Genomic DNA, 26,747 nt, shown 5'->3' on the forward strand with positions numbered 1-26,747 from the left:
GCCATTCATATTTTCATATTTTTTTGGGTGGTGACAAGATGGTAAAGAAGGATAAACCGAAATATAAACAAATCATCGATGCTGCGGTTATTGTTATCGCAGAGAATGGTTACCACCAAGCGCAAGTTTCGAAAATTGCCAAGCAAGCCGGTGTAGCGGACGGGACGATTTATTTGTATTTTAAGAACAAAGAAGACATTCTTATTTCCGTCTTCCAAGAGAAGATGGGCGTGTTCGTCAGTGAGTTGGAAAAAATTATTGCCAAAGATGCAAGTGCTGCCGATCAGCTCGGCATGATGATCAACAGCCATTTCAGCTTGCTCGCAAGCGATCTGCACCTAGCGATCGTGACACAGCTTGAACTTCGTCAATCCAATCATGACATCCGCATGAAGATCAACAATGTATTGCGGGGATATTTGAAATTGATGGACCGGATTTTAATCAGTGGCATCGAGTCAGGAGAATTTGATCAAAATATGGATATTCGTTTAGCCCGCCAGATGGTTTTTGGTACAATGGATGAGACCATTACTACCTGGGTGATGAACGATCACAAGTATGATTTGGTCGAACTCGCACCGAAAGTGCAGCGCTTATTGCTGAAAGGCATGCAAGCGTAAAGGGAGGGGATGAGCAGGTGGAATTTATCAGCTGGAAAAAAGAAGATGGGATAGCGATCGCGACGATCAATCGGCCGCCGGCAAATGCATTGTCTCGCGCGCTGATCTTAGAAGTCGATGCGCTTCTGGATGAAGTGAAAAACGACTCGGATGTCCGCGCAATTGTCTTGCACGGAGAAGGGCGTTTCTTCTCGGCAGGGGCCGACATCAAAGAGTTTACGGAAGTGTCCTCAGGGGAAGAATTCTCGAAACTGTCGGCGAGTGGCCAAGCCGTATTTGAACGCGTGGAAACATTCCATAAGCCAGTCATTGCCGCGATACATGGTGCCGCACTCGGCGGAGGTTTGGAGCTCGCCATGAGTTGCCATATGCGTTTTGTCACAGAAAATGCTAAACTGGGATTGCCGGAACTGCAATTGGGCTTGATTCCTGGATTTGCTGGAACACAGCGCTTGCCGCGTTATGTCGGAGTGGCCAAAGCCGCTGAAATGCTCTTGACGAGTGATCCGATTACAGGCGAAGAAGCAGTGCAGCTCGGTCTTGCCAACCGTTCGTTCGGCGAAGAAGACCTTCTTTCGCAAACGCTTTCAATTGCGAAGAAAATTGCGAAAAAGAGCCCGGTATCCGTCAAGGCGGCCATCGACATGCTTCAGTATTCGAAGCGCGGGGCATTTGAAGAAGGGGTCAAAGCAGAAGCAGATTCGTTCGGTACGGTCTTCGTATCGGAAGACGCGAAGGAAGGCATTAGCGCTTTCCTGGAAAAACGCGAAGCACAATTTAAAGGGAAATAATACTTGGGAGGTTTACGTTCATGAACATTTATGTATTGGTAAAACGTACGTTTGACACAGAAGAAAAGCTGGTTGTCTCCGGTGGCCAGATTCAAGAAGATGGTGCTGAATTCATCATTAACCCATATGACGAGTATGCGATCGAAGAGGCCATCACGGTCCGAGACGCTCACGGCGGCGAAGTGACAGTAGTCACAATCGGCGACGAAGAAGCTGAAAAGCAATTGCGCACAGCACTTGCAATGGGCGCTGACAAAGCGGTCTTGATCAATACAGAAGATGATGTCGAGGAAATGGACCAGTTTACGGCAGCTTACATACTGGCAGAGTACTTGAAAGACAAAGAAGCGGACTTGATTCTTGCAGGTAACGTAGCGATCGACGGTGGATCCGGACAAGTCGGCCCGCGTGTAGCTGACTTGCTTGATATCAACTACGTGACGACGATCACAAGCCTTGAAATCGAGGGCGAAACAGTGAAAATCGTCCGTGATATCGAAGGGGATGCAGAAGAGCTTGAAACTTCATTGCCTTTATTGGTTACAGCTCAACAAGGCTTGAACGAGCCGCGCTATCCATCGCTACCAGGAATCATGAAAGCGAAGAAAAAACCGCTTGAAGAGCTTGAGCTCGATGATCTGGATATTGAAGAAGACGATGTAGAAGCGAAAACGGAAACGATCGAAGTTTACTTGCCGCCGAAAAAACAAGCCGGCCGTATTTTGGAAGGCGAAATTCCAAGCCAAGTTTCTGAACTGGTCAGCTTGCTTCGCTCTGAAGCGAAAGTTATATAAACGTACGCCAATCATTCATTTTCACATCTACTTAGGGGGTTAACGGACTATGTCGAAAAAAGTATTAGTATTGGGCGAAACGCGTGAAGGCGCTTTGCGCAACGTATCATTTGAAGCAATTGCCGCAGCCAAGAAAATTTCAGGCGGCGGAGAAGTTGTTGCTGTCTTGCTTGGGGAAGCAGTGAGCGAGTTTGGAAACGAATTGGTAGCTTACGGCGCTGACCGTGTCATTACGGTTGAGCACCCACACTTGAAATCCTATACATCTGATGGTTACGGCCAGGCGTTCATGGCGGTCGTCGACCAGGAACAACCTGAAGCAATCGTCTTTGGCCATACTGCGGTCGGCAAGGACTTGTCGCCAAAAATCGCATCGAAATTGCAAACCGGCTTGATTTCAGATGTAACGGATATCGAAGGGGAAGGTGCTGACGCTGTTTTCATCCGCCCAATCTATTCCGGTAAAGCATTCGAAAAAGTGAAACTGAAAGAAGACGGCGTTGTCTTCATTACCGTGCGCCCGAACAACATCGCGCCGCTTGAGCGTGAAGAGCGTTCTGGCGATGTATCGAGCTTGTCGGTCGATATTACGAACTTGCGCACGATCATCAAAAACGTTGTCCGCAAATCAGCAGAAGGCGTCGACCTTTCTGAAGCGAAAGTCATCATCGCCGGCGGACGCGGCGTCAAGAGCAAGGAAGGCTTCGAGCCATTGCAGGAACTGGCCGACCTTCTCGGCGGCGCAGTCGGAGCATCACGCGGTGCGTGTGACGCAGATTACTGTGATTATTCCTTGCAGATCGGACAGACAGGTAAAGTCGTTACACCTGATCTCTACATCGCAGCAGGAATTTCCGGTGCGATCCAGCACATGGCAGGGATGTCCAACTCCAAAGTCATCGTTGCGATCAATAAAGACCCAGAAGCGAACATCTTCAAAGTAGCAGACTACGGAATCGTCGGAGACCTATTCGACGTCATCCCATTGCTCACAGAAGAATTCAAGAAAGTTATGTAATCACAGCAACCCGCATTTATGCGGGTTGTTTTTTAATGATGAAGGGCATGATACAGTATGTTGATCAAGGCTTCCGGGTTCGTCTAACTTTTTCTAACGGAGATGTAAAAGAAGGAGGTGTGAGGAAATGTTGAAAATACTAAGCGGAATCTTATCTTTTATTGCCTTAGTTCTTATTATCTGGGATCTATTCAATGCGGACATAATGATTTTATATAATGTCATTTATGGCCTATTAGCAGCATCGTTCCTACTCAGTGGTATTGCGGATATTAAAGAAGGCAACAAGTCGACGGCTTATTTATCGCTCCTTGCCTCATTTATCCTTTTAGTACTTTTTGCAAAGTACACAGTAGGAAGCTCCTGAGAATGAAGGTTCCTATGTTGCCGGTTAAATGAGATCGATAATGAGCAACTCAGGGGGGGGGAGTAACTGAAAATTTAAGCTTGAGATGTAAAGCGTGCCCTTGCAGTGAAAGTCCCTGGACTATAACCATCCTCATAATCCATCGACCCCAGTCCGTTTAACGGCAACAACAGCCGGGTATGGAAGGAGTAGGCAAATAAATAGCTAGCGTAAATCACGTCTGCTATAATCGAAATATAGTTTGGTTATCACTTAAGGAGGAATTATACATGGCAATCGTTAAAGGAACAGATCAGAATTTTAAACAAGAAGTTTCAGAAGGTCTCGTATTGGTAGACTTTTGGGCAGCATGGTGCGGGCCTTGTAAAATGATCGCTCCAGTTCTTGAAGAACTTGATGCAGATATGGACGATAAAGTGAAAATCGTGAAATTGGATGTTGATGAAAACCAGCAGACAGCTAGCGAATACGGCATCATGTCCATCCCGACACTTCTTTTGATGAAAAACGGCGAAACAGTCGATAAAGTCGTCGGCTTCCGTCCAAAAGAAGCTTTGGCTGAATTGGTTGAAAAACACGCATAATTCCAAAACCGGGTCCCATTCGTGGAACCCGGTTTTTTAAATAGGGTGAGGAAATGAAAAATGAGATGATTCAACATAAATTGGCAGTATTGCCGGACCAGCCGGGCTGCTATTTGATGAAGGACCGCCAAGGGACCGTTATTTATGTCGGCAAGGCAAAAGTGCTGAAAAATCGGGTGCGCTCTTACTTTACCGGCAGCCACGATACGAAAACCCAGCGCCTCGTCAATGAAATCGAGGACTTTGAATACATCGTCACGTCTTCAGACAAAGAAGCGCTGATCCTTGAATTGAACTTGATCAAAAAGCACGACCCGAAATACAATATCCGTCTGAAAGACAATAAGACCTATCCGTATTTGAAAATCACGGGTGAACGCCACCCGAAACTGGTTATCACGAGGCAGGTCAAAAAAGATAAAGGGAAATATTTCGGCCCTTATCCGAACGCCTATGCAGCGAGTGAAACGAAAAAGCTGCTGGATCGGTTGTACCCGCTTCGTAAATGCCATACGATGCCGGACCGCGTCTGCCTGTATTACCATCTCGGCCAATGCCTGGCGCCTTGCGTCAAGCCGGTGGAAAAGGATACGTACCGCGAAATGATCGATGGCATCAGCCGGTTCCTCAACGGCGGCTTCCGTGAAGTAAAGCAGGAGCTGACAGAAAAGATGAGCGAGGCGGCGGAGAACCTGGAGTTCGAACGGGCGAAAGAATACCGCGACCAGATCAGCCATATCGAATCGGTCATGGAAAAGCAGAAAATGGCGATGAACGATTTCACCAACCGCGACGTCTTTGCTTACGCTGTTGATAAAGGCTGGATGTGCGTGCAAGTATTTTTCGTGCGCCAAGGAAAGCTCATCGAGCGCGAAGTGTCGATGTTTCCCTTGTACCGAGACCCGGAAGAAGAATTCTTGACATTCCTCGGCCAGTTCTATGAAAAGCCGGATCATATTAAACCGAATGAAATCCTGTTGCAGGAAGCGGAAGACGAAGAATTCCTGAAAGAGTGGCTCGGCGCGAAAGTACTCGTCCCGCAGCGCGGCAAGAAAAAAGATTTGGTGTTGCTCGCGCGCAAGAACGCGGAAATCGCCATCAAGGAGAAATTCCAATTGCTCGAGCGCCAGGAAGAACGTACGGTTGGTGCCTGCAATGAATTGGGCGAAGCGATGAACATCCACACGCCGCTGCGCATTGAGGCATTCGATAACTCCCATATCCAAGGGGCGGATGCAGTGTCTGCGATGGTCGTCTTTATCGACGGCAAACCGTCGAAGAAAGACTACCGGAAATACAAAACCCGCTCCGCGCAGAAGCCCGATGATTATGCGGCAATGCGTGAAGTGGTCCGCAGACGCTACAGCCGTGTGCTGAAGGACGGCTTGCCGCTGCCCGACTTGATTATCATCGATGGGGGCAAAGGCCAGATCGAATCGGCGCGCGAAATCATCGAAGACGAACTCGGGCTCGACATTCCGATTGCCGGCCTCGCGAAAGATGCCAAGCACCAAACGTCCCAGCTTCTGTACGGAAATCCGGTCGAGATGGTGGAGCTCAAACGCACGAGTGAAGCATTTTATTTATTGCAGCGCATTCAAGATGAAGTCCACCGTTTTGTCATCACCTTCCACCGTCAATTGCGCGGCAAGAATTCGATTCAATCCGCGCTCGACGGCTTGCAAGGCGTCGGCCCGAAACGTAAGCAGCAATTGCTGAAGCATTTCGGCTCTGTACGGAAAATCAAGGAAGCGAACGCTGACGAAATTCAGCAGGCCGGCATTCCCGAGAAACTGGCCGTGGAAATCGAGCGGCATTTCAAAGAACAGCCGTTGCAACAGGAATAACTTCGTGGTATTGTAAGAACACAATTGAATCACTTGTAAAAAGTGATGATAGAGGAGCGGCCGTCAATAGTAAGCATTCCGAGATTTGCAGAATCTGTGAAGGATGCCGAAAGGGACGCCCGCCGAAGTTTACGGCGCACTGCTTGCGCGTATGCTGGTCCTGCATTTAAGAGATGCAGGGCTGTCAGAGTTTGACTCTGGAGGGCTATCTCACATGGACGTTTGAAATCGTACATGAGAAGAGAGGTAGCTTGCCGGGCAATCGGCGAGTTGCCTCTTTTTTGTTGAGGGCCACTTACTTTAAGTGGGAGTGGAGAGAATGACAACAATCGTAATGAAGTTCGGGGGGACGTCCGTAGCGTCTCCGGAAAAAATCCTAGGCGTGGCAAGACGCGCCATCCGGGAAAAACAACAAGGCAAGCGCGTCGTCATCGTCGTCTCGGCGATGGGCAAAACGACAGACACGCTGCTCGGCCTTGCGGGAGAGATTTCCGGCGAGCCGCCAAAGCGTGAAATGGACATGCTGCTCGCTACAGGTGAACAAGTGACCATTTCGTTGTTGGCGATGGCGTTCAAAAAACTAGGCCACGATGCCTTGAGTTTCACAGGCTGGCAGGCGGGCATCGAAACGGAATCCGTCCCGCGCAATGCGCGCATCGAAACAATCCACACACAGCGCTTGGAGGAGGCACTTGACCTTGGCTTGTTCTGTGTGGTCGCAGGATTCCAAGGCGTTGACAAGAGCGGCAATATCACAACGCTCGGCCGCGGTGGATCCGATACGACCGCTGTGGCGCTAGCAGCTGCTTTAGGCGCTGAAAAATGTGAAATCTATACGGATGTTGACGGAGTTTACACGTCTGACCCGCGTTATGTCACAGGCGCCCGCAAACTTGAACAGATTTCATACGACGAAATGCTCGAATTGGCCAATCTCGGGGCGGGAGTCCTTCATCCGCGAGCTGTGGAATTCGCCAAAAACAATCAAGTGCCCCTCTCTGTGCGGGCAAGCTACTCGGATGAACCGGGGACTATCATACAAGAGGTGATCACTGTGGAAAAAAATCTAATCGTGCGCGGCGTAGCATTCGAAAAAGACATCGCCCGCATCACTGTCAGTTACACTAAGCCATTCAATGGCTCGCTCGCCAATATCTTCACGAGCTTGGCAGATCATTTAATCGATGTCGACATCATTGTGCAAAGCATCAGTGAGGAGTTTCCGCCATCTGTTTCCTTTTCGATTAAAGAAGACAGCCTGGCAGAAGCGCAGCGCGTGTTGTCGGAAGCGCAGGAACAGATCGGCTATAACACCATCGATATCGAAACCGGCTTGGCGAAAGTGTCGATCGTCGGATCCGGCATGGTATCGAATCCAGGCGTCGCGGCAAAAATGTTCGATATTCTCCGTGCGCAGGATGTGCCGGTAAAAATGGTCAGCACTTCCGAAATCAAAGTATCTGTCGTAGTCCCGGCGAGTAAAATGGAACGCTCAGCAAATGCGCTCCACGATGCATACGGACTGACGCCAGCGTCTGTCAGATAAGGAAAAGCCCAGCCAAGCTGGGCTTTTTTGCGTTCCCAAGAGTTTGTGTAAAAATTCACATTTTGTTCAAATTTTAAATAACGCCATTACGGTCCTATATGAGCTTATAAAACAGTGAAACGGATGCCTATATCTCGCCTGTTTCGAAATAAAAATATAGCTTTTCATGATTTCTTTCCTATTTAATATCCGTAAAAACCTTCACAGACCCTAGACGGGATGCGCTCAAAAAGGCTTACTTGCCTTGACGCTCCTAGAGGGGGGGAGTACAATAAATATGTCATATTCTTGTACATGATGCTTATAGCAACGCGGAGATATTTTCCTGATATAGGAAAACTTTGTGCTGCCAACTAATGTTTTTGAGGGGGGTAAAATTTTTGGATAACAATCGTGAATTTTTAATGCGCAGGCTGCACTCTTTACTCGGGGTCATTCCAATCGGATTGTTCTTGACGCAGCATTTGATCGTCAACCATTTCGCTACGCAGGGCGTGGAAGCGTTTAACCAAGCTGCCCACTTCATGGCGAATCTTCCATTCGTCATTTTCCTGGAGATTTTCGTCATCTACTTGCCGCTCATGTATCATGCTTTCTACGGTTTATACATAGCGTTCACGGCGAAAAACAACCCGGGGCATTACAGCTACATGCGCAACATTTTATTTGTTGCACAGCGCTATACCGGAGTTTTCCTAGTGGTCTTTATCGCATGGCATATTTTCGAGACAAGATTCCAAGTTGCGATTGGAGCGGGAGAAGCAGATTTCAACATGATGGAAAACATCCTGACGAATCCTCTCATGTTCGCGTTCTACGTAGTGGGTGTCTTGTCCGCAACATTCCATTTTGCGAACGGATTGTGGTCTTTCTTTGTAACGTGGGGAATCACGGTTTCCGAGAAAGCACAGCGCTACTCAACTTACTTCACACTTCTAGTCTTTATTGTATTATCGATCATTGGTATCAGAGCATTGTTTGCATTCGTTTAAGGATGTCCCAAACATTGGTGAATTAAAAGAGGAGTGAACACTACAATGGCGAAAGGCAAAATTTCTATCGTCGGTGGGGGCCTAGCTGGCCTAATGGCAGCAATTAAAGTTGCTGAAGCAGGAGCACCTGCCGATCTATTTTCCATCGTTCCCGTTAAACGGTCTCACTCTGTGTGCGCACAGGGCGGCATTAACGGAGCGGTGAATACAAAAGGTGAAGGGGATTCCCCGGCAATTCACTTGGATGACACCGTTTACGGCGGTGACTTCCTAGCTAACCAAAAGCCGGTTAAAGCAATGGCTGATGCAGCACCTGGCATCATCCGCCTGCTTGACCGCATGGGCGTCATGTTCAATCGTACGCCTGAAGGGCTTCTTGACTTCCGTCGTTTCGGGGGCACGATGCACCACAGAACAGCATTTGCAGGCGCAACAACTGGCCAGCAATTGCTTTACGCACTGGACGAGCAAGTCCGCCGCTATGAAGTCGCAGGCTTGATCACAAAATATGAAGGCTGGGAATTCCTTGGCCTCGTCATCGATGACGAAGGCATTTCAAGAGGGATCACTGCACAGAACTTGACGACAATGGAGATCAAATCGTTCCGTTCGGATGCTGTTATCATGGCAACTGGCGGACCAGGGATCATCTTCGGAAAATCCACGAACTCTGTTATCAACACAGGCTCTGCTGCATCGATCGTATACCAGCAAGGCGCTTATTATGCGAACGGCGAATTCATCCAAATCCACCCGACAGCGATTCCTGGCGACGACAAGCTCCGCTTGATGTCAGAATCTGCACGCGGTGAAGGCGGACGGATCTGGACGTATAAAGACGGCAAGCCTTGGTACTTCCTGGAAGAAAAATACCCGGCTTACGGAAACTTGGTTCCTCGTGATATCGCGACACGCGAAATCTTCGATGTGTGCGTTAACCAAAAACTCGGCATCAACGGCGAGAACATGGTGTACTTGGACCTTTCCCATAAAGATTCGAAAGAACTCGACATCAAACTGGGCGGCATCATCGAAATCTATGAGAAATTCACAGGCGACGATCCGCGTAAAGTTCCGATGAAAATTTTCCCGGCAGTCCACTATTCAATGGGCGGACTGTGGGTCGACGATCATCAGATGACGAATATCCCTGGCGTATTGGCAGCTGGTGAATGTGATTATTCCCAGCATGGTGCGAACCGTCTCGGCGCAAACTCGCTCTTGTCAGCCATCTACGGCGGTATGGTCGCTGGACCGAATGCCCTTGATTACGTCAAAGGCTTGGAAGTCCTAGCGGAAGACTTGCCAAATGATATTTACGCTCAGCACGAAGCTGAAGAGCAGCGTAAATGGGACGAGATCCTTGCACTTGACGGAACTGAAAATGCTTACGTCCTGCACAAGGAACTCGGCGAATGGATGACGGACAACGTGACGGTCGTACGTTATAATGACCGCCTCGAAGAAACAGACCGCAAAATCCAAGAGCTTCTTGAACGCTTTAACCACATCAGCATGACGGATACGCAACTTTGGAGCAACCAAGGGGCAATGTTTACCCGCCAGCTGAAAAATATGCTACATTTAGCACGTGTCATCACGATCGGTGCGTTGAAACGCAACGAAAGCCGCGGCGCTCATTACAAACCGGAATTCCCGGAACGTAATGATGAGGAATTCCTGAAGACGACTATGGCAAAATTCAACGGTTACGATGCGCCGATCTTCCATTATGAAGAAGTCGACACTGGCTTGATCCCGCCACGCAAACGCGATTATTCCGCGAAAGCATAGCAATAAAGAAGGGAGCTAATTTACCATGGGTGAAGCAGCAAAAACGGTTATTTTCGAAATCGAACGCCAGAACTCTACTGACGAAAGTTCGTACTGGGAAAAGTTCGAATTGCCATATCGCGCCAACATGAACGTCATTTCCGCGTTAATGGAAATCCGGCGCAACCCGGTCAACATAGAAGGAAAGAAAACAACTCCAGTCAACTGGGACATGAACTGCCTTGAGGAAGTTTGTGGCGCATGTTCAATGGTCATCAACGGCAAAGCACGCCAGTCGTGTACAGCTCTTGTCGATCAACTGGAACAGCCGATCCGCCTTCAGCCAATGAGAACATTCCCGGTCGTCCGCGACTTGATCGTAGACCGCAGCCGCATGTTCGACTCACTGAAGAAGGTCAAAGCGTGGGTGCCGATCGACGGTACGCATGATCTGGGCGAAGGTCCGCGTATGCCTGAGCGTAAACGCCAATGGGCATATGAATTGTCTAAATGTATGACGTGCGGCGTATGCCTCGAGGCTTGCCCGAACGTCAACGATAAATCCGACTTTATCGGTGCAGCTCCGCTTTCCCAAGTCCGCTTGATGAACGCGCATCCGACAGGCGCCATGAACCGTGACGAGCGTTTGAACGCGATCATGGGCGAAGGCGGCCTTGCGGATTGCGGTAACTCACAGAACTGTGTGGAATCTTGCCCGAAAGGCATTCCATTGACAACGTCAATCGCAGCTTTGAACCGCGACGTGAGCATCCAAATGTTCCGTAACTTCTTCGGAAGCGATCATATGGTCGACTAATCTACACTCCGCCTTTATGGCGGAGTTTTTTTGTTTCAGTTGAAAATGCCTGAGCTTGGCTGAAACAGATGTTCTTTGCGCCAGTTTTTGCTATACTAACAAAATGAGAAACGTTTTACAGGGGGAACTGGAATGAGAGCAGCATACATAGAGGATTTCACTAAATGGCAGCAGGGCTTCACCTTTTACGCACCGGTGCACGTGCGCTTTTCGGAAACGGACATGTTTGGGCATGTCAACAACACGGTACCGATCGCTTATTTTGAATACACCAGAATCGAATTCATGAAAGAAATCGGTTTAATGCAAGACTGGCTTTCAAAAGACAGCGATTTGATTCCGGTCGTGGCGGACATGCAAGTTGATTTCGTCCGTCAAGTATTTTTTGATGAACAATTGAAGATTTACGTGAAAGTGCAATCAATAGGAAACTCATCGGCAGACATCCATTATTGGGCAGTAAACGATCAGCAGGAGACTTGTTTCACTGGCAGGGGCGCCGTGGTCCAGATCTCTAAATCGAGCGGCAAAGGCCATCCGTGGAACGACTCACAGAAAACAATGTTGCAGAGTGGAAGTCTGACTTCTTCCGGTAAATAATACGGCTCTTGCCTTAGAGGCTCGAAAGCGTCACGATGGAACAAATACCAGTAGCTAGGGAGTGAACCAAGTCTATGACTGAAGACAACTTAAACCGCCGCCACGATTTAGAGCGTGTGGCATTTATGGAAAAGGAATTGCGTTATATATCCGGGATCATCAAACAAAAAGGCCGTGAAATCTTAAATTCGTATACCATCACGCCGCCGCAGTTCGTGGCCCTTCAATGGCTGTTCGAACATGGCGACATGACTATTGGTGATTTATCGAATAAAATGTTTTTGGCGTTTAGCACAACGACCGATCTGGTCGACCGGATGGAGAAGAACGATTTGGTCGTCCGTATCCGCGAGGAGCAGGACCGCCGGGTGGTGCGTATTAAATTATTGAAAGAAGGCGAACGGATCATTGAAGAAGTGATCAAGAAGCGCCAGGATTATTTAGAAGCAGTACTCGAAGACTTCAGTGAAGAGGAAGTCGAGCAATTTTCAAGCTTGTTGGAGAAAATGCATATCAACATGAAATAGGAGCGGGGCTATGACATTGAATGCGCCAATCGGAGTCATTGATTCGGGCGTCGGCGGGTTGACCGTCGCCAAAGAAATCATGAAACTTTTGCCTAATGAGAAAATCTGTTATATCGGCGACAATGCACGCTGTCCGTATGGCCCCCGTCCGCTTGCGGAAGTGCGGCGCTATACGTGGCAGATGGCAGAAGCGCTTATGAAAATGAATATTAAAATGCTGGTCATTGCCTGCAATACGGCAACGGCCGCAGCGCTCAATTCCTTGCAGAAAAAATTGCCGATCCCAGTCATCGGGGTTATTTTCCCTGGAGCACGCGCCGCCATCAAATCCTCTTCGACAAAGAAGATTGCCGTGCTCGGCACATTCGGAACGGTCAAAAGCGGCGCTTATGAAACAGCCATCAAATCGCTCGTGTCGTCTTCGGACGTCGTCCAATTGGCGTGCCCGCGTTTTGTTCCGCTCGTGGAAAGTGATGAGTATGAAGGGGAGTTCGCCCGCCGTATGGTAGCCGAGACTTTATCGGCAATCAAATCGAAGGAATTCGACACGGCCATCCTCGGATGCACCCATTATCCGCTGCTTCAAGGATTTATTGAGCAAGAGCTTGGCGGCACCGTAACGGTTCTGTCGTCAGCGCAAGAAACAGCTAAAGACGTTTCGCGCCATTTGAGCTACCAGGACAAATTTGCGGATCGCCGCAAACCGCCCGTCCATCAATTTTATACATCCGGTTCGACGGAGATTTTCCGCACAATCATCAAAAAATGGCTTGCCATCGACGATCCGTGCATCCGCTCGATCCAGTTCCCAAAGACCTGACGGCTCAGCCGCCGGGTTTTTGTCGTTAAGGCAGAATTATGGTAAGATTTTTTGAGTACATGAGGAGGATTCAATGATGACAAGAATTGATAATAGACAAGCAAATGAACTGCGCCCGGTGGAGATAGAGACGGATTATTTGATCCATCCGGAAGGATCGGTCCTGATTACGGTCGGCCAGACGAAAGTGATTTGCACAGCGACAATCGAGTCGCGTGTCCCAGGCTTCTTGAGAGGCCAAGGCAAGGGCTGGGTAACGGCGGAATATTCCATGTTGCCACGCGCGACAGGAAGCCGCAACCAGCGTGAAGCGACGCGCGGCAAGCTCGGCGGGCGCACGATGGAAATCCAGCGCCTGATCGGCCGTTCCTTGCGCGCTGTCGTCGATCTCGAGAAGATTGGCGAACGCACACTGTGGATCGATTGCGACGTCATCCAGGCGGATGGAGGGACGCGTACAGCGTCCATCACGGGAGCTTTTATCGCCATGACCATCGCACTCGGCAAATTGGACGTGCCGGTATTCCCGGTGACGGATTATTTGGCCGCTACAAGCGTCGGCATCAATAGCAGCAAGCAAGCTATCCTGGACTTGAATTACGAAGAAGATTCAACGGCAGCGGTCGATATGAACCTGGTCATGACAGGGGCCGGTGAATTCGTCGAAATGCAAGGCACCGGCGAAGAAGCGACATTCAGCCGCAAGGAATTGAACGAAATGCTCGATCTCGGTGAAGCAGGGATCCAGCAATTGATCAAAATCCAACAACAAGCGATCGGCGAATTGTCGTCGCGGATCGGCGAAAAGGTGGAATCTGCCCTATGAAAAAAATCGTCATTGCGACACAAAACAAAGGAAAAGCCAAAGACTTTGAAACTTTGTTGTCTCCTCTAGGCTATGAAGTATTGACCTTGAGAGATGTGGCACAAGACCTCGACATCGAAGAAACCGGCACGACATTCGAAGCTAATGCGATCCTGAAAGCGGAAGGCGTCGCTAAAGAACTCGGCATCCCGGTCATCGCGGATGACAGCGGCCTTGAGATCGATGCATTGGACGGAGAACCAGGCGTCTATTCTGCCCGCTATGCGGGGGGCGAAAAGAGCGACGACGCCAATATCGATAAAGTGCTGGAGAAATTGTCTGGTGTACCGGAGGGAGAGCGCAGTGCGCGATTCCGCTGCGTCTTGGCGGTCGCGGCGCCGGGAGAACAAACCCAAACATTCTCCGGGTCATGTGAAGGCGAAATCCTGCGCTTGCGCAGAGGCGACAACGGCTTCGGCTACGACCCGATCTTTTACGTGCCTGCCCAGGAGCGTGCCATGGCGGAACTCGAACCCGAAGAAAAAGCGGCCATCTCCCACCGCGGCCAAGCATTACGCGAGCTCAGCGAAGCGATGCCGGAGTGGCTGAAATAAGAATTTAGATATTTTTTTGAAATAGCATTGACTTTTCCTCGGATGATTTCTATAATTAAAATTGTCTTTCGTGAGGAAAGTCATGTCTCAGTAGCTCAGCTGGATAGAGCAACGCCCTTCTAAGGCGTCGGTCGGGGGTTCGAATCCCTCCTGGGACGTAATTGTAGTTTAGAGCAACTTAATCAGTTCAACGGTTTGATGATCTCAGGTATTTCTAAAGGTATTCTAACTTTAAAAAGTATCTCCGATTAATCATCCAAACAAATTAACCTCCCAATTTTATAGTTGGGAGGTTTTTTTATGTCGAAAAAGTGGCTTATTTGATGCGTCAATCAAAACAGCAGCTGGGGGCTCCCTAGCTGCTGTTCTTCGGTAACACTATTAATGGCCGGTCGAAAGTTTCCGTATAAAATCGTCCAAAGTATCACCGTTCAGGATCATGAAGCGGGGAAGCTCGTAACGACTGTCCTCGTCAGTACTCACGCCCCCCTCTATTGTGAATGCTCCTTTAAATCCAAGATTTTCAACGACTGCAAGCGTGTCGTCATTGTAAGCTCCGTAAGGGTAAGCGAACACTTCCGTCGTTTCGCCGGTAATAGATTTGAGTGTTGCCGTCGCATCATTAATTTCGTTGTATTGTTCGTCGTAGCTCAGTTGATCGAGAGACGGGTGTGTTGATGTATGGTTTTGGATGTCGATGCCTTTCTCCATGACGGTTGTAATTTCTTCAGCCGTCATGCTCTGACTATCGTTTACCCAATCTGCAATCGTAAACTGGGTTGCTTTTAAATCGTATTTTTCCAGGATTGGAAAGGCGTTCGGATAAAAATCATCGGTACTGTCATCAAATGTGATGAGGATCGGTTTAGCTGGCATAGCTGCTGTTCCATCCAAAATTTCGAAGTACTGATTGATGCTCAATGAACTGTAGCCATTTTCCTTCAAGTAAGCCATTTGTTTCTCGAATTCTTCTACGCTGTACTGATATAGATTATTCGGCTCGGGATCATAGGAAATAACATGATAATTCACCACAGGAATTTCAATGTCAGCTGCGGCCGCGTGAGTGCTGAACCCTGCTATGAACAAGGAAACGAGAAGCAGGGAAGCTACCAGTAATTTTTTCATGAAAATCATCCTTTCCAGTTTGGAGTTGTGGTCGCCATAAAAAGTGCTGCAGGGATGGAGGTAAGCTATCTACTGCTTTAGAAGATGTTGCCTCAGCTCTCCTTTCCTGTTCTCTTCTGCAGCATTATTCGAAGAAGAAAAGAGAACATAAACCGTCTTTAGTTTAAATTCGCTGTCATTGTAACACTACTTGATCATTTAGTGAGGTTTAAAGTCTCTTATTATCTGAATTTTCTTATTATTTAATTGGAAGAGGGCGCCTGGTTATTGCTCGTGGCAGTAAATATTCTAAACCGTTTCAATCACCATGGTTGATTTGCACCCAGTAATGAAGTTATGTAGGGGTTTTTTCATGACTATGTGCATGTGAAATGAAACAGCGGTAAAAAGGGAATCAGAATGGAACATCGAAATAAATAGAGTAGCTCTCTTAATATATGCCGGTTGTCGCAGCAACTTTTTTTCGAATGGTTGTTCAATACCGGAAATGATACAGGCAACTGGAGAAACGAATAATTCCAACAGGAAGAACATGTTAAGGTAAGCAAACAAAACCGTTGTAAGAAACTTGTCGAAAAAATAGATTATAAGGAGAATGGTGATGAAAACCTTAAATTATACATTGGCAGATGTTTTTACTGACACGCCTTTCGGTGGAAATCAATTGGCCGTCGTGGAAGGAAGAAACGGTTTGACAAGAGAAGAAATGCAGAACATCGCCCAGGAGTTGAACTTATCTGAAACAGTATTTGTTTTTCCTCCAGCTAAAGAGGCGAATGTCAGGAAGCTGCGGATCTTCACACCGCAAATGGAACTCCCGATGGCAGGACATCCAACAATCGGGGCAGCGTATATTTTAGCTTCTTCTGGTGCAGTGCCTACGGAAGAAGGATGGAATGAATGGGTGCTTGAAGAAGGAATAGGGGAAGTCCCAGTAACAGTCCATAAGGAACGAGGGCGGATTCTTAAGGTTGAAATGAAACAACCGGTGCCCATTTTCGGGGAAGAGTTTCTGGATAGAAAAATAGCTGCCGGACTGCTTTCATTAGCAGCCGATGATCTTCATCCGGATTTTCCGGTTCAATCTGTGTCCTCGGGTGTGCCTTTTCTGTTCATCCCGCTGCGTTCACTTCAAGCGATTCAACGGATTCATTTCCGGCTGGATGTATGGGAGCGGTATTTTAGTGAAAATCCAGATACTCAGCACATTTTCACATTTACGACGGAAACTGAAAATCGAGATGCTTCTGTACATGGAAGAATGTTTGCGCCGGCAATGGGAATTGCCGAAGATCCGGCAACCGGCGCAGCTAGCGGCCCGCTTGGTGCATATTTGGTTGAACACCAAATACTGCATGCTCATGAGAATGGAATACATGTCATCCGAAGTGAACAGGGCTATGAAATGAAACGGCCAAGCGCAATTGATATCAAGGTTATTGGCCACACCGGCGCTATTTCAGAAGTGAAAATTGCGGGCAATTCGGTCATAGTCGGGAAAGGACAGCTGTTCCTCTAAGGATGTATCGATTTTTCGCTGATTTTTGGTGCATTAACGTTTTTCCCCATAGTATAAAACTTAGCTTACAGTTTGTGTTCAAATGATGGACATTTGATTTTTCACTGTTTATTTGCGAAATATGTCGTATAATGGAAAAAGATAGAGAAAAAACAGACCTAAAGGTGGAAATGACACGTGTTCAGAAACAAATGGAAACGGATTTTGATCGTACTTTCCCTTATATTAACCATTTTAATTGCGGCGACGGCGACGAGCATTTGGACCTTTGCCAGTGAATCCGAGTTGATGGAAGCTGATGCGGCGATCGTGCTCGGCACGAAAGTCGTCGGCGGAGAGCCTTCGCCGGTACTCGAGCAGCGCATTCGCCACGCCATCGATCTATACGAGGCGGGCTATGTCGAGAAGATCATCTTTACAGGAGGCATCACGGACGGGGCGGACCTCGCCGAGTCGGTCGTGAGCCGAGACTTTGCCATCCGCAATCATGTCCCGGAAGAGGATATCCTGATTGAGACTCAATCGCTCATCACAGAAGAGAATTTTCGTTTCGCGGGTGAACTGGCGGATGAAAACGGTTTGTCGAGCTTTCTCGTTGTCAGCGACCCCTTACATATGAAACGGGCGCTGCTTATGGCGGAACACGCCGGGATCGATGCCCATTCCTCGCCGACGCCTTCGACTGAATTCAAGGGCTTTGCGAACATCGCCCCTTTCTTTGCCCGTGAAGTTGTTTGCTATATGGCCTACGTCGCGATGCACGCCGTCATTTAATGAAACTGTCCCGCTGATGCGTGGACAGTTTTTTATTTAACAGATGAACAGCGCAGCCCTGAGTGATACACTGATAAAAATGCTGTGAGGAGTGTGTTGTAGATGGAAACCGATCAACTGAAGCTCAGCACGAAATGGCAAGGGGATTTTGTATTTGAAGCTGCGGGTCAAGGCGGCCATACGCTCCGGATGGATGCTCATCAGGGAGTCGGGAACGGCCAAGGGTTGCTTCCGATGCAGGCGCTGCTCGGCTCACTTGCCGGATGCTTCGGCATGGACGTCGTGATGATTCTGCGCGCCAGGATGAAAGAGGTTCGCTCTATCGAAATCGTCACGCAAGGGGACAAGCGCCGAAATCCGCCGAAGGAATTTTTGGCGATTACCGTGACCTTTATTGTCGAAGGCGACATCGACGCGGATAAAGTCTGGCATGCCATCGAAGTGAGCGGGGAGAAATACTGTCCGGTTGCCCATTCCTTAAAAGCGGACGTCGTGTACAAATTGGTTTTGAACGGCGAAGAGGCTGGCGCAAAATAGCGCCAGCTTTCGTTTTCACAGTGTATTTCCCTATGGTATGATGAATGGACAAAGAGGTGGTAGGATGCGGAAGAAATTTGGGGATTTGAAGCGCAAGGGCAATGTCATCGTCTTTCCGACAACGGTCACGCGGCTGCTCTCGGAAGGGATGACCAGTCTAAAGAATGAACAATACGCCGATGCCCGCGATAAACTGTACCAAGTGCTCGTCTACGAGCCGGACCATGCAGCGGCGCTCGGCGGATATGCCTACAGCTTGTACGAGCTGGGGGAATTCGAGGAAGCGCTCGAAGTCGTTCAGGAATTGCTGCGCGTCGGGCCGATCCATTATTTGGAGACGATGGAGCTATACATAAGCATTTTAATGCAAGTAAAGGAATTTGAAGAAGCCGAGAAGATGATCGAAGTGCTCATCGAGGAAAACGTCTTGCCAAAAGAGCGTTTGGAGCAATTCCATCAATTGCGCGACCTTAATGAACGCATCGCTGAAAGCGCAGCCTCTGCCAAACGGGAAACGGGCCAATTCAGCTTGGAGCAATTTTTGCCGCTTAGCGCTGCCGAACAGGAGCAGCGGGTGACTGAATTGCCAAAAGAAGCGTATGGTGCCATGAAGAAGCAGCTAATCGAATTGATCAAGCATCCGGAAGTGGATTGGGTGGCGAAATCCTATCTACTGCTCATGCTCCGTGAACAGCAGATCAGCGGGACGGTGAGTGTCGAAAAGTTCCATTATTCAAATGAGCTGGCGATTGACGAGCTGCCTGATCCATTGAAGGATGCTCGTCTGCTTGGAATTCGCAAGCGCTTGGAGGAGGCTTTGGAGAAAGAGCCCGCTAAGCTGCAGATGGCAATGGAACTGGTCGACCGGCATATTTACCTGCTCTACCCGTTTTTCTGGGAAGAGTTTGAGGAAGCGGAGATCGCTGAAGTCTACCACGCGTATCTCGATAGTTTGTTCAGCGGAGAAGTAGGAGCAAAAGCCGATCCGAAATTGCTGGAATTGCTCATGCAGGCCGAGGCATACATAGAATTGCGCAACGGTTAGAAATAGTTGAACCTGCTCGTATGTGTGATATAATGTGGAGGTTGTCAAAAATCGTACAAATTTCGTACATGACTTTGTAAAAAATTGTTTGGAGGGCTTATACATGTCAGCAAAATGGGAAAAGCAAGAAGGTAACGTCGGAGTACTTACAGTAGAAGTACCGGCTGAAGAAGTAAACGGCGCGCTTGATAAAGCGTTCAAAAAAGTCGTTAAAGAAATTAACGTACCAGGATTCCGCAAAGGGAAAATGCCACGCCAAATGTTTGAAAAACGTTTCGGTGTAGAATCTCTTTACCAGGATGCACTTGATTTCATCCTGCCTGACGCTTACGCGAACGCAGTCGAAGAAGCAGGCATCAACCCGGTTGACCGCCCTGAAATCGACATCGAAAAATTAGAAAAGAACGAGCCATTGGTATTCACTGCTAAAGTAACAGTGAAACCTGAAGTGGAACTTGGCGAATACAAAGGGCTTGAAGTTTCCAAAGAAGACATGAACGTGACGGATGAGGAAATCGAAGAGCAATTGAAAGAAAGCCAAGAACGCATGGCTGAATTGACTGTCAAAGAAGACGGACAAGTTGAAAACGGCGACACTGCTGTTATCGATTTCGAAGGATTTGTAGACGGAGAAGCGTTTGAAGGCGGAGCAGGCAACGATTACTCCCTAGAAATCGGTTCTAACTCATTCATCCCAGGCTTCGAAGAGCAATTGGTCGGCGCTAAAACTGGTGAACAAAAAGACGTAGAAGTCACTTTCCCTGAAGAATACCACGCTGAGGAACTTGCTGGAAAATCAGCAACGTTCAAAGTAATGGTAAACGAAGTGAAAGCAAAAGAACTCCCTGAACTGAACGATGAGTTCGCTAAAGAACTTGACGAAGAAGTAGAAGGTCTTGACGCACTTCGCACGAAAATGAAAGAAAACTTGAAAGCGGAGAAAGAAAACGCTTCTGAAACAAAAATGCGCGACGAGCTTGTACAAAAAGCGGCAGAAAACGCAACAGTCGAAATTCCGCAAGCAATGATCGATTCTGAAATCGACCGTATGATGCAAGACTTCGAACAACGCCTAAGCCAGCAAGGCATGAACAAGGAATTGTACTTCCAGTTCTCAGGTCAAGACGAAGATGCACTTCGCGAGCAGATGAAAGCTGACGCTGAAACACGCGTACGCGTATCATTGACGCTTGAAGCAATCGCTAAAGCGGAAAACATGGAAGTCACTTCTGAAGACATCGACAAAGAGCTTGAGAAAATGGCTGGCCAATTCAACATGGACGCTGAACAAATCAAAACAGCTCTAGGCGGCACTGAAATGCTAGAAAACGACATCCGTATGCAAAACACGGTTGAGTTCCTAGTGGAGAACGCTAAAATCTCTGACGCAAAAGCTGCTGAATAACACATAAGATTCTTAATAAGACAAGGTGCGGCAACCGCACCTTGTTTTCTATACATAATTGCAACAAAAATGAATGGCTTATGCTGATCTCATAAAGATTAATACTTATAATGTGTCTAAATCAGCCGTAATACTACGAAGACTCCCGCGGGAAATGAATGAGCGAGGCATTACTGAGCGCATTCATTTGCGACGCATTTACGCAGTAAATGTGGGAGCAAAGCTATAACGTCATGCTCGATCTAAAAGAATGGAGTTTTTTGTAGCAGTTACGGCGATTTTACCAGCTGAAAAGGTTTGGTTTTCTAAACAACTGAGTTATGACACTGCCGACAAATTCACGTTCCTACATATAAAGGCAGTTTCTTTGGCATAGTTCTAATTAGTTGATACAATCAAAATAATCTTGTAACATAATGGCTTGAATAGGGGTGACTACATTGTTCAAATTTAACGATGAAAAAGAACATTTGAAATGTTCGTTTTGCGGAAAACCGCAGGAACAAGTTCGTAAACTGGTCGCAGGGCCAGGTGTATATATTTGCGACGAGTGTATCGAGCTTTGCACAGAAATCGTAGAAGAGGAACTCGGAACAGAAGAAGAAACTGAGTTCAAAGAAGTACCGAAACCTAAAGAAATCATGGATATCCTTGGCGGCTATGTAATCGGCCAGGACAAGGCGAAAAAATCCTTGGCAGTAGCGGTTTACAACCATTACAAACGCGTCAATTCACAAAGCAAGATCGACGATGTCGAACTTTCGAAATCGAATATCGTCTTGATCGGGCCAACAGGAAGCGGGAAAACTTTGCTCGCGCAAACACTCGCGCGTATCCTGAATGTGCCGTTTGCAATTGCGGATGCAACATCGCTTACTGAAGCTGGTTATGTCGGGGAAGATGTCGAGAACATCTTGCTCAAATTGATCCAAGCTGCAGACTACGATGTAGACCGTGCAGAAAAAGGCATCATTTATATCGATGAAATCGATAAAGTGGCACGCAAATCCGAGAACCCGTCGATTACACGCGACGTTTCCGGCGAAGGCGTACAACAAGCTTTATTGAAAATCCTGGAAGGCACAACAGCAAGCGTTCCCCCACAAGGCGGGCGTAAGCATCCTCATCAGGAATTCATCCAAATCGATACGACGAATGTCCTGTTCATCGTAGGGGGCGCGTTTGACGGAGTCGACCAAATTATCAAACGCCGCCTCGGCAATAAAATCATCGGCTTCGGCGCAGATCCGAACAAAGAAGAAATGGATGAAAAATCCCTTCTTAGCCAATTAATCCCAGAGGATTTGTTGAAATTCGGCTTGATCCCTGAATTTATCGGCCGTCTGCCAGTGCTCGCAAGCCTTGAGCAATTGGATGAAAATGCACTCGTGCAGATTCTGACAGAGCCGAAAAACGCACTCATCAAGCAATACCAGAAGATGATGGAGCTTGATGGTGTTACATTGACATTCGAACACGACGCGCTGATTGAAATTTCCCGCCTCGCGATCGAGCGGAAAACAGGCGCACGCGGATTGCGCTCAATCATTGAAAACATCATGCTTGATGTGATGTATGATTTGCCATCCCGTGAAGATATCGTCGAATGCATCATTACAAAAGAAACAGTGACCGAGAATTCTCAGCCGAAATTGATGCTGGAAGACGGCACTGAGTACGATAACGGCAATAACGAAAAAACATCCGCTTAAAGTTTGGCTGATGCACAAGAATAGGATGATACGGGCTGACTCTGAATCGTGCACATCCGCGCGTATGGGGGTCAGCCCTTTTTCCACGAAAAAACCACAGTCTTCGAGATAATTGGCGCAGACTGACAGAGAGAAAGAGAAATGACGGAGGTGCACTTAGTTATGGCGAAGAAAAAAGTGACAAAACAAGTCCCGCTCTTGCCACTCCGCGGGCTGCTCGTCTTCCCGTCGATGGTCCTGCATATTGATGTTGGCCGGGAGCGTTCAGTAGCAGCGCTTGAGCAAGCGATGATGGATGACCAGCTCGTCTTTTTGGCGACTCAGAAAGATATGGCAGTGGAGCAACCAGACAAAGACGATTTGCATAAAATTGGTACCTTGGCTTACGTAAAACAAATGCTGAAATTGCCGAATGGCACGATCCGCGTACTAGTGGAAGGCCTTGAACGTGGCCAGTGGAACCAATACGAGGACGGCGAAAAATTCACGCAAGTGGAAGTGACGTCGTTCCCGGATGAGCCGGAACGCGATGCAGAGCAAGATGCGTTGATGCGCATTTTGCTGGAGCAATTTGAAATCTTCGGCAAAGGCTCGAAAAAAGTGACGACCGAAACTTTCAATACGGTAGCGGATATCGAAGAGCCGGGCCGTTTGGCGGATATGATTGCGTCACATCTATCGCTGAAATTGCAAGGGAAGCAGGAAGTGCTCGAAACTTTCGACATCACGAAGCGCCTTGAACTCTTGATCAGCCGCCTGCATAACGAGCAGGAAGTAGCGGACATCGAGAAACGCATCAACGACCGTGTGAAAAAAGCGATGGAGCAAACGCAAAAAGAGTTTTATCTTCGCGAACAGATGAAAGCGATCCAAACCGAACTTGGCGACAAGGACGGCAAAGGCGCAGAAGTGGCCGACTTGAAAAAACGCATCGAAGAAGCCGGCATGCCGGAGTCGACCGAAAAAACGGCGTTGAAGGAATTAGACCGTTACGAGAAATTGCCTTCAGCTGCAGCGGAAAGCGGCATCATCCGCAACTATATCGAATGGCTTGTAACGATTCCTTGGTCTGAAACGACTGAAGACCGCCTCGATATCAATTATGCGGAAGAAGTATTGAACCGCGACCACGACGGCCTTGAAACGGTAAAAGAACGCGTGCTTGAATATTTGGCTGTCCAACAGATGACCAATTCGCTGCGCGGGCCGATTCTTTGCCTTGTCGGGCCTCCGGGCGTCGGGAAAACTTCGCTTGCCCGTTCAATCGCTGATTCGCTCGACCGCAATTTCGTCCGCATCTCACTCGGCGGCGTGCGCGATGAGTCTGAGATCCGCGGCCACCGCCGTACGTATGTCGGCGCAATGCCGGGACGCATCATTCAAGGAATGAAAAAAGCAGGCACCGTCAATCCGGTCTTCCTGCTTGATGAAATCGATAAAATGTCCAATGACTTCCGGGGCGACCCTTCGTCAGCGATGCTTGAAGTATTGGATCCGGAACAAAACAATTCCTTTAGCGACCATTACATCGAAGAAAGCTATGACTTGTCGAATGTGTTGTTCATTGCGACCGCCAATGACCTCGGATCGATTCCAGGGCCGCTGCGGGACCGCATGGAAGTCATTTCGATTGCAGGTTATACAGAACTTGAGAAGAAATTGATCGCCAAAAACCATTTGGCGCCAAAACAATTGAAAGAACACGGCTTGACGCCGGAGCAATTGGATTTCCAAGAAGAAGCGTTCGTTTCCATGATCCGCTATTACACGCGGGAAGCTGGCGTGCGCGGTTTGGAACGCCAAATCGCTTCTGTTTGCCGAAAAGTGACCAAGCAAATCGTTTCGAGAGAAAAAGAGCACGTGACGGTCGGCGCGGAAGAAGTCGAGAACTATCTCGGCAAGAAGAAATTCCGCTACGGCGTGGCTGAAAGTGAAAACCAAGTGGGCGTTGCGACTGGCCTCGCCTATACCGCTGTCGGCGGTGACACTTTACAAATCGAAGTGTCGCTATCTGCAGGCAAAGGCAAGCTGCAATTGACCGGTAAACTGGGCGACGTCATGAAAGAGTCGGCACAAACAGCGCTATCGTTTGTCCGTGCCCAGGCGGAATCGCTTGGCATCGACCCGAATTTCCAGGAAGCACACGACATTCATATCCACGTGCCGGAAGGAGCCGTTCCAAAAGACGGCCCATCCGCCGGTGTGACAATTGCGACAGCGCTCGTTTCCGCACTTACGAAGCGGCCCGTGCGCCGCGACGTCGGCATGACAGGGGAAATCACGCTTCGCGGACGTGTCTTGCCGATCGGCGGGCTGAAAGAAAAAACTTTGAGCGCCCACCGTGCAGGATTGAAGACGATTATCGTCCCTGCGGAAAATGAACGCGACCTCGACGATATTCCAGAAACAATTCGTAAAGAATTGGAATTCCACCTCGTCAGCCAAGCGGAACAAGCGCTGGAAATTGCGCTGGAAGGAGCAAAAGAATGAAGGTCCATAACGTAGAACTGGTAATCAGTGCGGTTCGCCCAGCGCAATACCCGGAAACCGAGCTTCCCGAGTTTGCGCTCGCTGGACGCTCAAATGTCGGAAAATCGTCTTTTATCAATAAGCTCATCGGCCGCAAAAGCATGGCGCGTATTTCGTCCAAGCCCGGCAAAACGCAAACTTTGAACTTTTATAAGATCGAAGAGGACTTGTTTTTCGTCGACGTTCCAGGCTACGGATACGCAAAAGTATCCAAAACCGAACGCGAAGCATGGGGCAAGATGATCGAGACCTATATTACAAGCCGCGAGCAATTGCGCGCGGTGGTCCAAATCGTCGATCTTCGCCATCCGCCGAGCAAAGATGATCAGATGATGTATGATTTCATGAAACATTACGGTATCCCGTGTATCATCATCGCGACGAAAGCCGACAAGATCCCGAAAGGCAAATGGGACAAGCATAAGAAAATCGTCCGTGAAGGACTGGATATGGAGAAAGGCGATCCATTAATCGTCTTTTCTTCCGAAACCGGGCTCGGTCAAGAAGCCGCCTGGCAGGAAATCGAAAAACGCATGTAAGCAAGCAGGGAGTTCACCTGACTGGCTTGAAATAAAACAGGACCCGGAAAATCATTGATTTTCCGGGTCCTGTTTTTTAGTTGCAGCGAATAGCTGACACACCTTGTAGACAAGATAATTAGACAAGCGAGCGAGATGAATGGCTCGTCGGTTATTTCTTCATAAAATAGTCGCCTCCCGCTTTGGGCATGCCTCTTGCAATAAGCCGAGAAGAGCACTCGTCTTATTGCGTCGGCTCGCCCGTGTGCGCGGTTCGGCTTTTAGATTTCATTGGATATTGCGTGCGAAGACGTATCACTGTTGATTGACTTCATCCGCTGGTGGGGGGCACCTAGCTGGACTTGATAGTGAAATGAATCAGCCGATGATTACTTCATCGTGAAGCTAGTCGCCTCCCGCTTGGGGCATGCCTCCCGCAATAAGCCAAGAAGAACACTTGTCTTATTGCTCCGGCTCGCCCGTGTGCGCGGTTCGGCTTTTAGATTTCATTGGACATTGCGTGCGAAGACGTATCACTGTTGATTGACTTCATCCGCTGGTTGGGGGGCACCTAGCTGGACTTGATAGTGAAATGAATCAGCCGATGATTACTTCATCGTGAAGCTAGCCGCCCTCCGCTTGGGGCATGCCTCCCGCATTAAGCCAAGAAGAACATTTGTCTTATTGCTTCGGCTCGCCCGTATGCACGGTTCGGCTTTTAGTTTTCATTGGATGTGGTTTGCGATGAAGTGTCACTGTTAATTGTTTTCATCCGCTCTTGGCGACGCTTAGCTGGACTGATATTGCAGAGAAGTTCCGTGCGCTGTTCAATTTGAATTTACGAAGACGATTAAAATTTTTCACGCTTACTTCAGTGTGTGATGAATTTCATTTCCTCTCTAAAACTAGAGATGGAGCGGAAAGGGGCGACTCTGGAGGGATCAGGACGAGCTGAAGACCCTGGACTGAGCGCTAGCGAGGGAAGCGGCTGAAGCCGGCCCCCGGGCAGCCGAAAACGCGACGTCCTGTCGCATCGGCTGCATGACCCGCATCCTGCGGGCC

At 48.4% G+C, this 26,747-nt stretch carries 25 protein-coding genes, 1 tRNA gene and 1 riboswitch; of the genes, 25 read left to right on the top strand and 1 reads right to left on the bottom strand.

Features of this window, described 5'->3' with window-relative positions; genetic code table 11:
* Nucleotides 1-38 precede the first annotated feature (38 nt).
* From fadR to G3255_RS07355, 17 genes are all read left to right on the top strand, one after another.
* Entirely contained in the window at nt 39-623 is a 585-nt protein-coding gene (fadR, locus tag G3255_RS07275; protein WP_058381046.1) for a fatty acid metabolism transcriptional regulator FadR, read from the top strand.
* 17 nt (nt 624-640) lie between these two features.
* The gene (locus tag G3255_RS07280; RefSeq protein ID WP_211653888.1) at nt 641-1,414 is read left to right on the top strand and encodes an enoyl-CoA hydratase; all 774 of its coding nucleotides are present in this window, start codon (nt 641-643) and stop codon (nt 1,412-1,414) included.
* A 20-nt stretch (nt 1,415-1,434) separates the two neighbouring features.
* The gene (locus tag G3255_RS07285) at nt 1,435-2,208 is read left to right on the top strand and encodes an electron transfer flavoprotein subunit beta/FixA family protein (protein WP_101805170.1); all 774 of its coding nucleotides are present in this window, start codon (nt 1,435-1,437) and stop codon (nt 2,206-2,208) included.
* 49 nt (nt 2,209-2,257) lie between these two features.
* On the top strand, nt 2,258-3,226 hold the full coding sequence (locus G3255_RS07290) for an electron transfer flavoprotein subunit alpha/FixB family protein (RefSeq protein WP_211653889.1): 969 nt from the start codon (nt 2,258-2,260) through the stop codon (nt 3,224-3,226).
* 127 nt (nt 3,227-3,353) lie between these two features.
* Complete coding sequence (locus G3255_RS07295) at nt 3,354-3,593, top strand: hypothetical protein (protein ID WP_211653890.1); 240 nt, start codon at nt 3,354-3,356, stop codon at nt 3,591-3,593.
* Nucleotides 3,594-3,862: 269 nt separating this feature from the next.
* Entirely contained in the window at nt 3,863-4,177 is a 315-nt protein-coding gene (trxA, locus tag G3255_RS07300) for a thioredoxin (protein WP_058381042.1), read from the top strand.
* A 53-nt stretch (nt 4,178-4,230) separates the two neighbouring features.
* Nucleotides 4,231-6,024: an excinuclease ABC subunit UvrC gene (gene uvrC, locus G3255_RS07305; RefSeq protein ID WP_211653891.1), complete on the top strand. Its 1,794-nt coding sequence runs from the start codon at nt 4,231-4,233 to the stop codon at nt 6,022-6,024.
* A gap of 41 nt (nt 6,025-6,065) precedes the next feature.
* Nucleotides 6,066-6,240, top strand: a riboswitch (Lysine riboswitch).
* 103 nt (nt 6,241-6,343) lie between these two features.
* The gene (locus G3255_RS07310) at nt 6,344-7,570 is read left to right on the top strand and encodes an aspartate kinase (RefSeq protein WP_211653892.1); all 1,227 of its coding nucleotides are present in this window, start codon (nt 6,344-6,346) and stop codon (nt 7,568-7,570) included.
* 380 nt (nt 7,571-7,950) lie between these two features.
* The gene (locus G3255_RS07315) at nt 7,951-8,562 is read left to right on the top strand and encodes a succinate dehydrogenase cytochrome b558 subunit (RefSeq protein WP_283092913.1); all 612 of its coding nucleotides are present in this window, start codon (nt 7,951-7,953) and stop codon (nt 8,560-8,562) included.
* A 45-nt stretch (nt 8,563-8,607) separates the two neighbouring features.
* On the top strand, nt 8,608-10,356 hold the full coding sequence (gene sdhA / locus G3255_RS07320; RefSeq protein ID WP_211653894.1) for a succinate dehydrogenase flavoprotein subunit: 1,749 nt from the start codon (nt 8,608-8,610) through the stop codon (nt 10,354-10,356).
* A gap of 25 nt (nt 10,357-10,381) precedes the next feature.
* Complete coding sequence (sdhB, locus tag G3255_RS07325; RefSeq protein WP_211653895.1) at nt 10,382-11,152, top strand: succinate dehydrogenase iron-sulfur subunit; 771 nt, start codon at nt 10,382-10,384, stop codon at nt 11,150-11,152.
* 132 nt (nt 11,153-11,284) lie between these two features.
* Entirely contained in the window at nt 11,285-11,752 is a 468-nt protein-coding gene (locus tag G3255_RS07330) for an acyl-CoA thioesterase (protein WP_211653896.1), read from the top strand.
* A 74-nt stretch (nt 11,753-11,826) separates the two neighbouring features.
* The gene (locus G3255_RS07335; protein ID WP_058381035.1) at nt 11,827-12,279 is read left to right on the top strand and encodes a MarR family winged helix-turn-helix transcriptional regulator; all 453 of its coding nucleotides are present in this window, start codon (nt 11,827-11,829) and stop codon (nt 12,277-12,279) included.
* Nucleotides 12,280-12,295: 16 nt separating this feature from the next.
* Complete coding sequence (gene racE, locus G3255_RS07340; RefSeq protein WP_283092937.1) at nt 12,296-13,099, top strand: glutamate racemase; 804 nt, start codon at nt 12,296-12,298, stop codon at nt 13,097-13,099.
* Between the two features lie 76 nt (nt 13,100-13,175).
* Nucleotides 13,176-13,925, top strand: a complete 750-nt coding sequence (gene rph / locus G3255_RS07345; protein WP_211653898.1) for a ribonuclease PH — start codon at nt 13,176-13,178, stop codon at nt 13,923-13,925.
* Nucleotides 13,922-14,518, top strand: a complete 597-nt coding sequence (locus G3255_RS07350; RefSeq protein WP_211653899.1) for an XTP/dITP diphosphatase — start codon at nt 13,922-13,924, stop codon at nt 14,516-14,518. Before rph ends, G3255_RS07350 begins: the two co-directional genes overlap by 4 nt.
* Nucleotides 14,519-14,602: 84 nt before the next feature.
* Nucleotides 14,603-14,676: transfer RNA gene (locus G3255_RS07355), tRNA-Arg, on the top strand.
* A gap of 223 nt (nt 14,677-14,899) precedes the next feature.
* Here the strand turns inward: G3255_RS07355 and G3255_RS07360 are convergent.
* The gene (locus G3255_RS07360) at nt 14,900-15,646 is read right to left on the bottom strand and encodes a polysaccharide deacetylase family protein (RefSeq protein ID WP_211653900.1); all 747 of its coding nucleotides are present in this window, start codon (nt 15,644-15,646) and stop codon (nt 14,900-14,902) included.
* Between the two features lie 601 nt (nt 15,647-16,247).
* Between G3255_RS07360 and G3255_RS07365 the strand changes: the two genes are divergently transcribed.
* The 8 genes from G3255_RS07365 (at nt 16,248) to yihA (ending at nt 25,706) form a co-directional block, all read left to right on the top strand.
* Nucleotides 16,248-17,165, top strand: a complete 918-nt coding sequence (locus tag G3255_RS07365; RefSeq protein WP_211653901.1) for a PhzF family phenazine biosynthesis protein — start codon at nt 16,248-16,250, stop codon at nt 17,163-17,165.
* A gap of 177 nt (nt 17,166-17,342) precedes the next feature.
* Nucleotides 17,343-17,939, top strand: a complete 597-nt coding sequence (locus tag G3255_RS07370) for a YdcF family protein (RefSeq protein ID WP_211653902.1) — start codon at nt 17,343-17,345, stop codon at nt 17,937-17,939.
* Between the two features lie 102 nt (nt 17,940-18,041).
* Entirely contained in the window at nt 18,042-18,476 is a 435-nt protein-coding gene (locus tag G3255_RS07375) for an OsmC family protein (protein ID WP_211653903.1), read from the top strand.
* Nucleotides 18,477-18,540: 64 nt separating this feature from the next.
* The gene (locus tag G3255_RS07380) at nt 18,541-19,521 is read left to right on the top strand and encodes a tetratricopeptide repeat protein (RefSeq protein ID WP_211653904.1); all 981 of its coding nucleotides are present in this window, start codon (nt 18,541-18,543) and stop codon (nt 19,519-19,521) included.
* 103 nt (nt 19,522-19,624) lie between these two features.
* Nucleotides 19,625-20,926, top strand: coding sequence for a trigger factor (gene tig, locus G3255_RS07385; protein ID WP_211653905.1), 1,302 nt, complete (start codon nt 19,625-19,627; stop codon nt 20,924-20,926).
* A gap of 440 nt (nt 20,927-21,366) precedes the next feature.
* Nucleotides 21,367-22,638, top strand: a complete 1,272-nt coding sequence (gene clpX, locus G3255_RS07390) for an ATP-dependent protease ATP-binding subunit ClpX (protein WP_101190147.1) — start codon at nt 21,367-21,369, stop codon at nt 22,636-22,638.
* A 162-nt stretch (nt 22,639-22,800) separates the two neighbouring features.
* Complete coding sequence (gene lon, locus G3255_RS07395) at nt 22,801-25,128, top strand: endopeptidase La (protein ID WP_211653906.1); 2,328 nt, start codon at nt 22,801-22,803, stop codon at nt 25,126-25,128.
* Nucleotides 25,125-25,706, top strand: coding sequence for a ribosome biogenesis GTP-binding protein YihA/YsxC (gene yihA / locus G3255_RS07400; RefSeq protein WP_211653907.1), 582 nt, complete (start codon nt 25,125-25,127; stop codon nt 25,704-25,706). The genes lon and yihA overlap by 4 nt, the downstream gene beginning before the upstream one ends.
* Nucleotides 25,707-26,747: the final 1,041 nt, after the last annotated feature.

This window comes from Planococcus sp. MSAK28401, from assembly GCF_018283455.1.
GTDB lineage: Bacteria > Bacillota > Bacilli > Bacillales_A > Planococcaceae > Planococcus > Planococcus alpniumensis.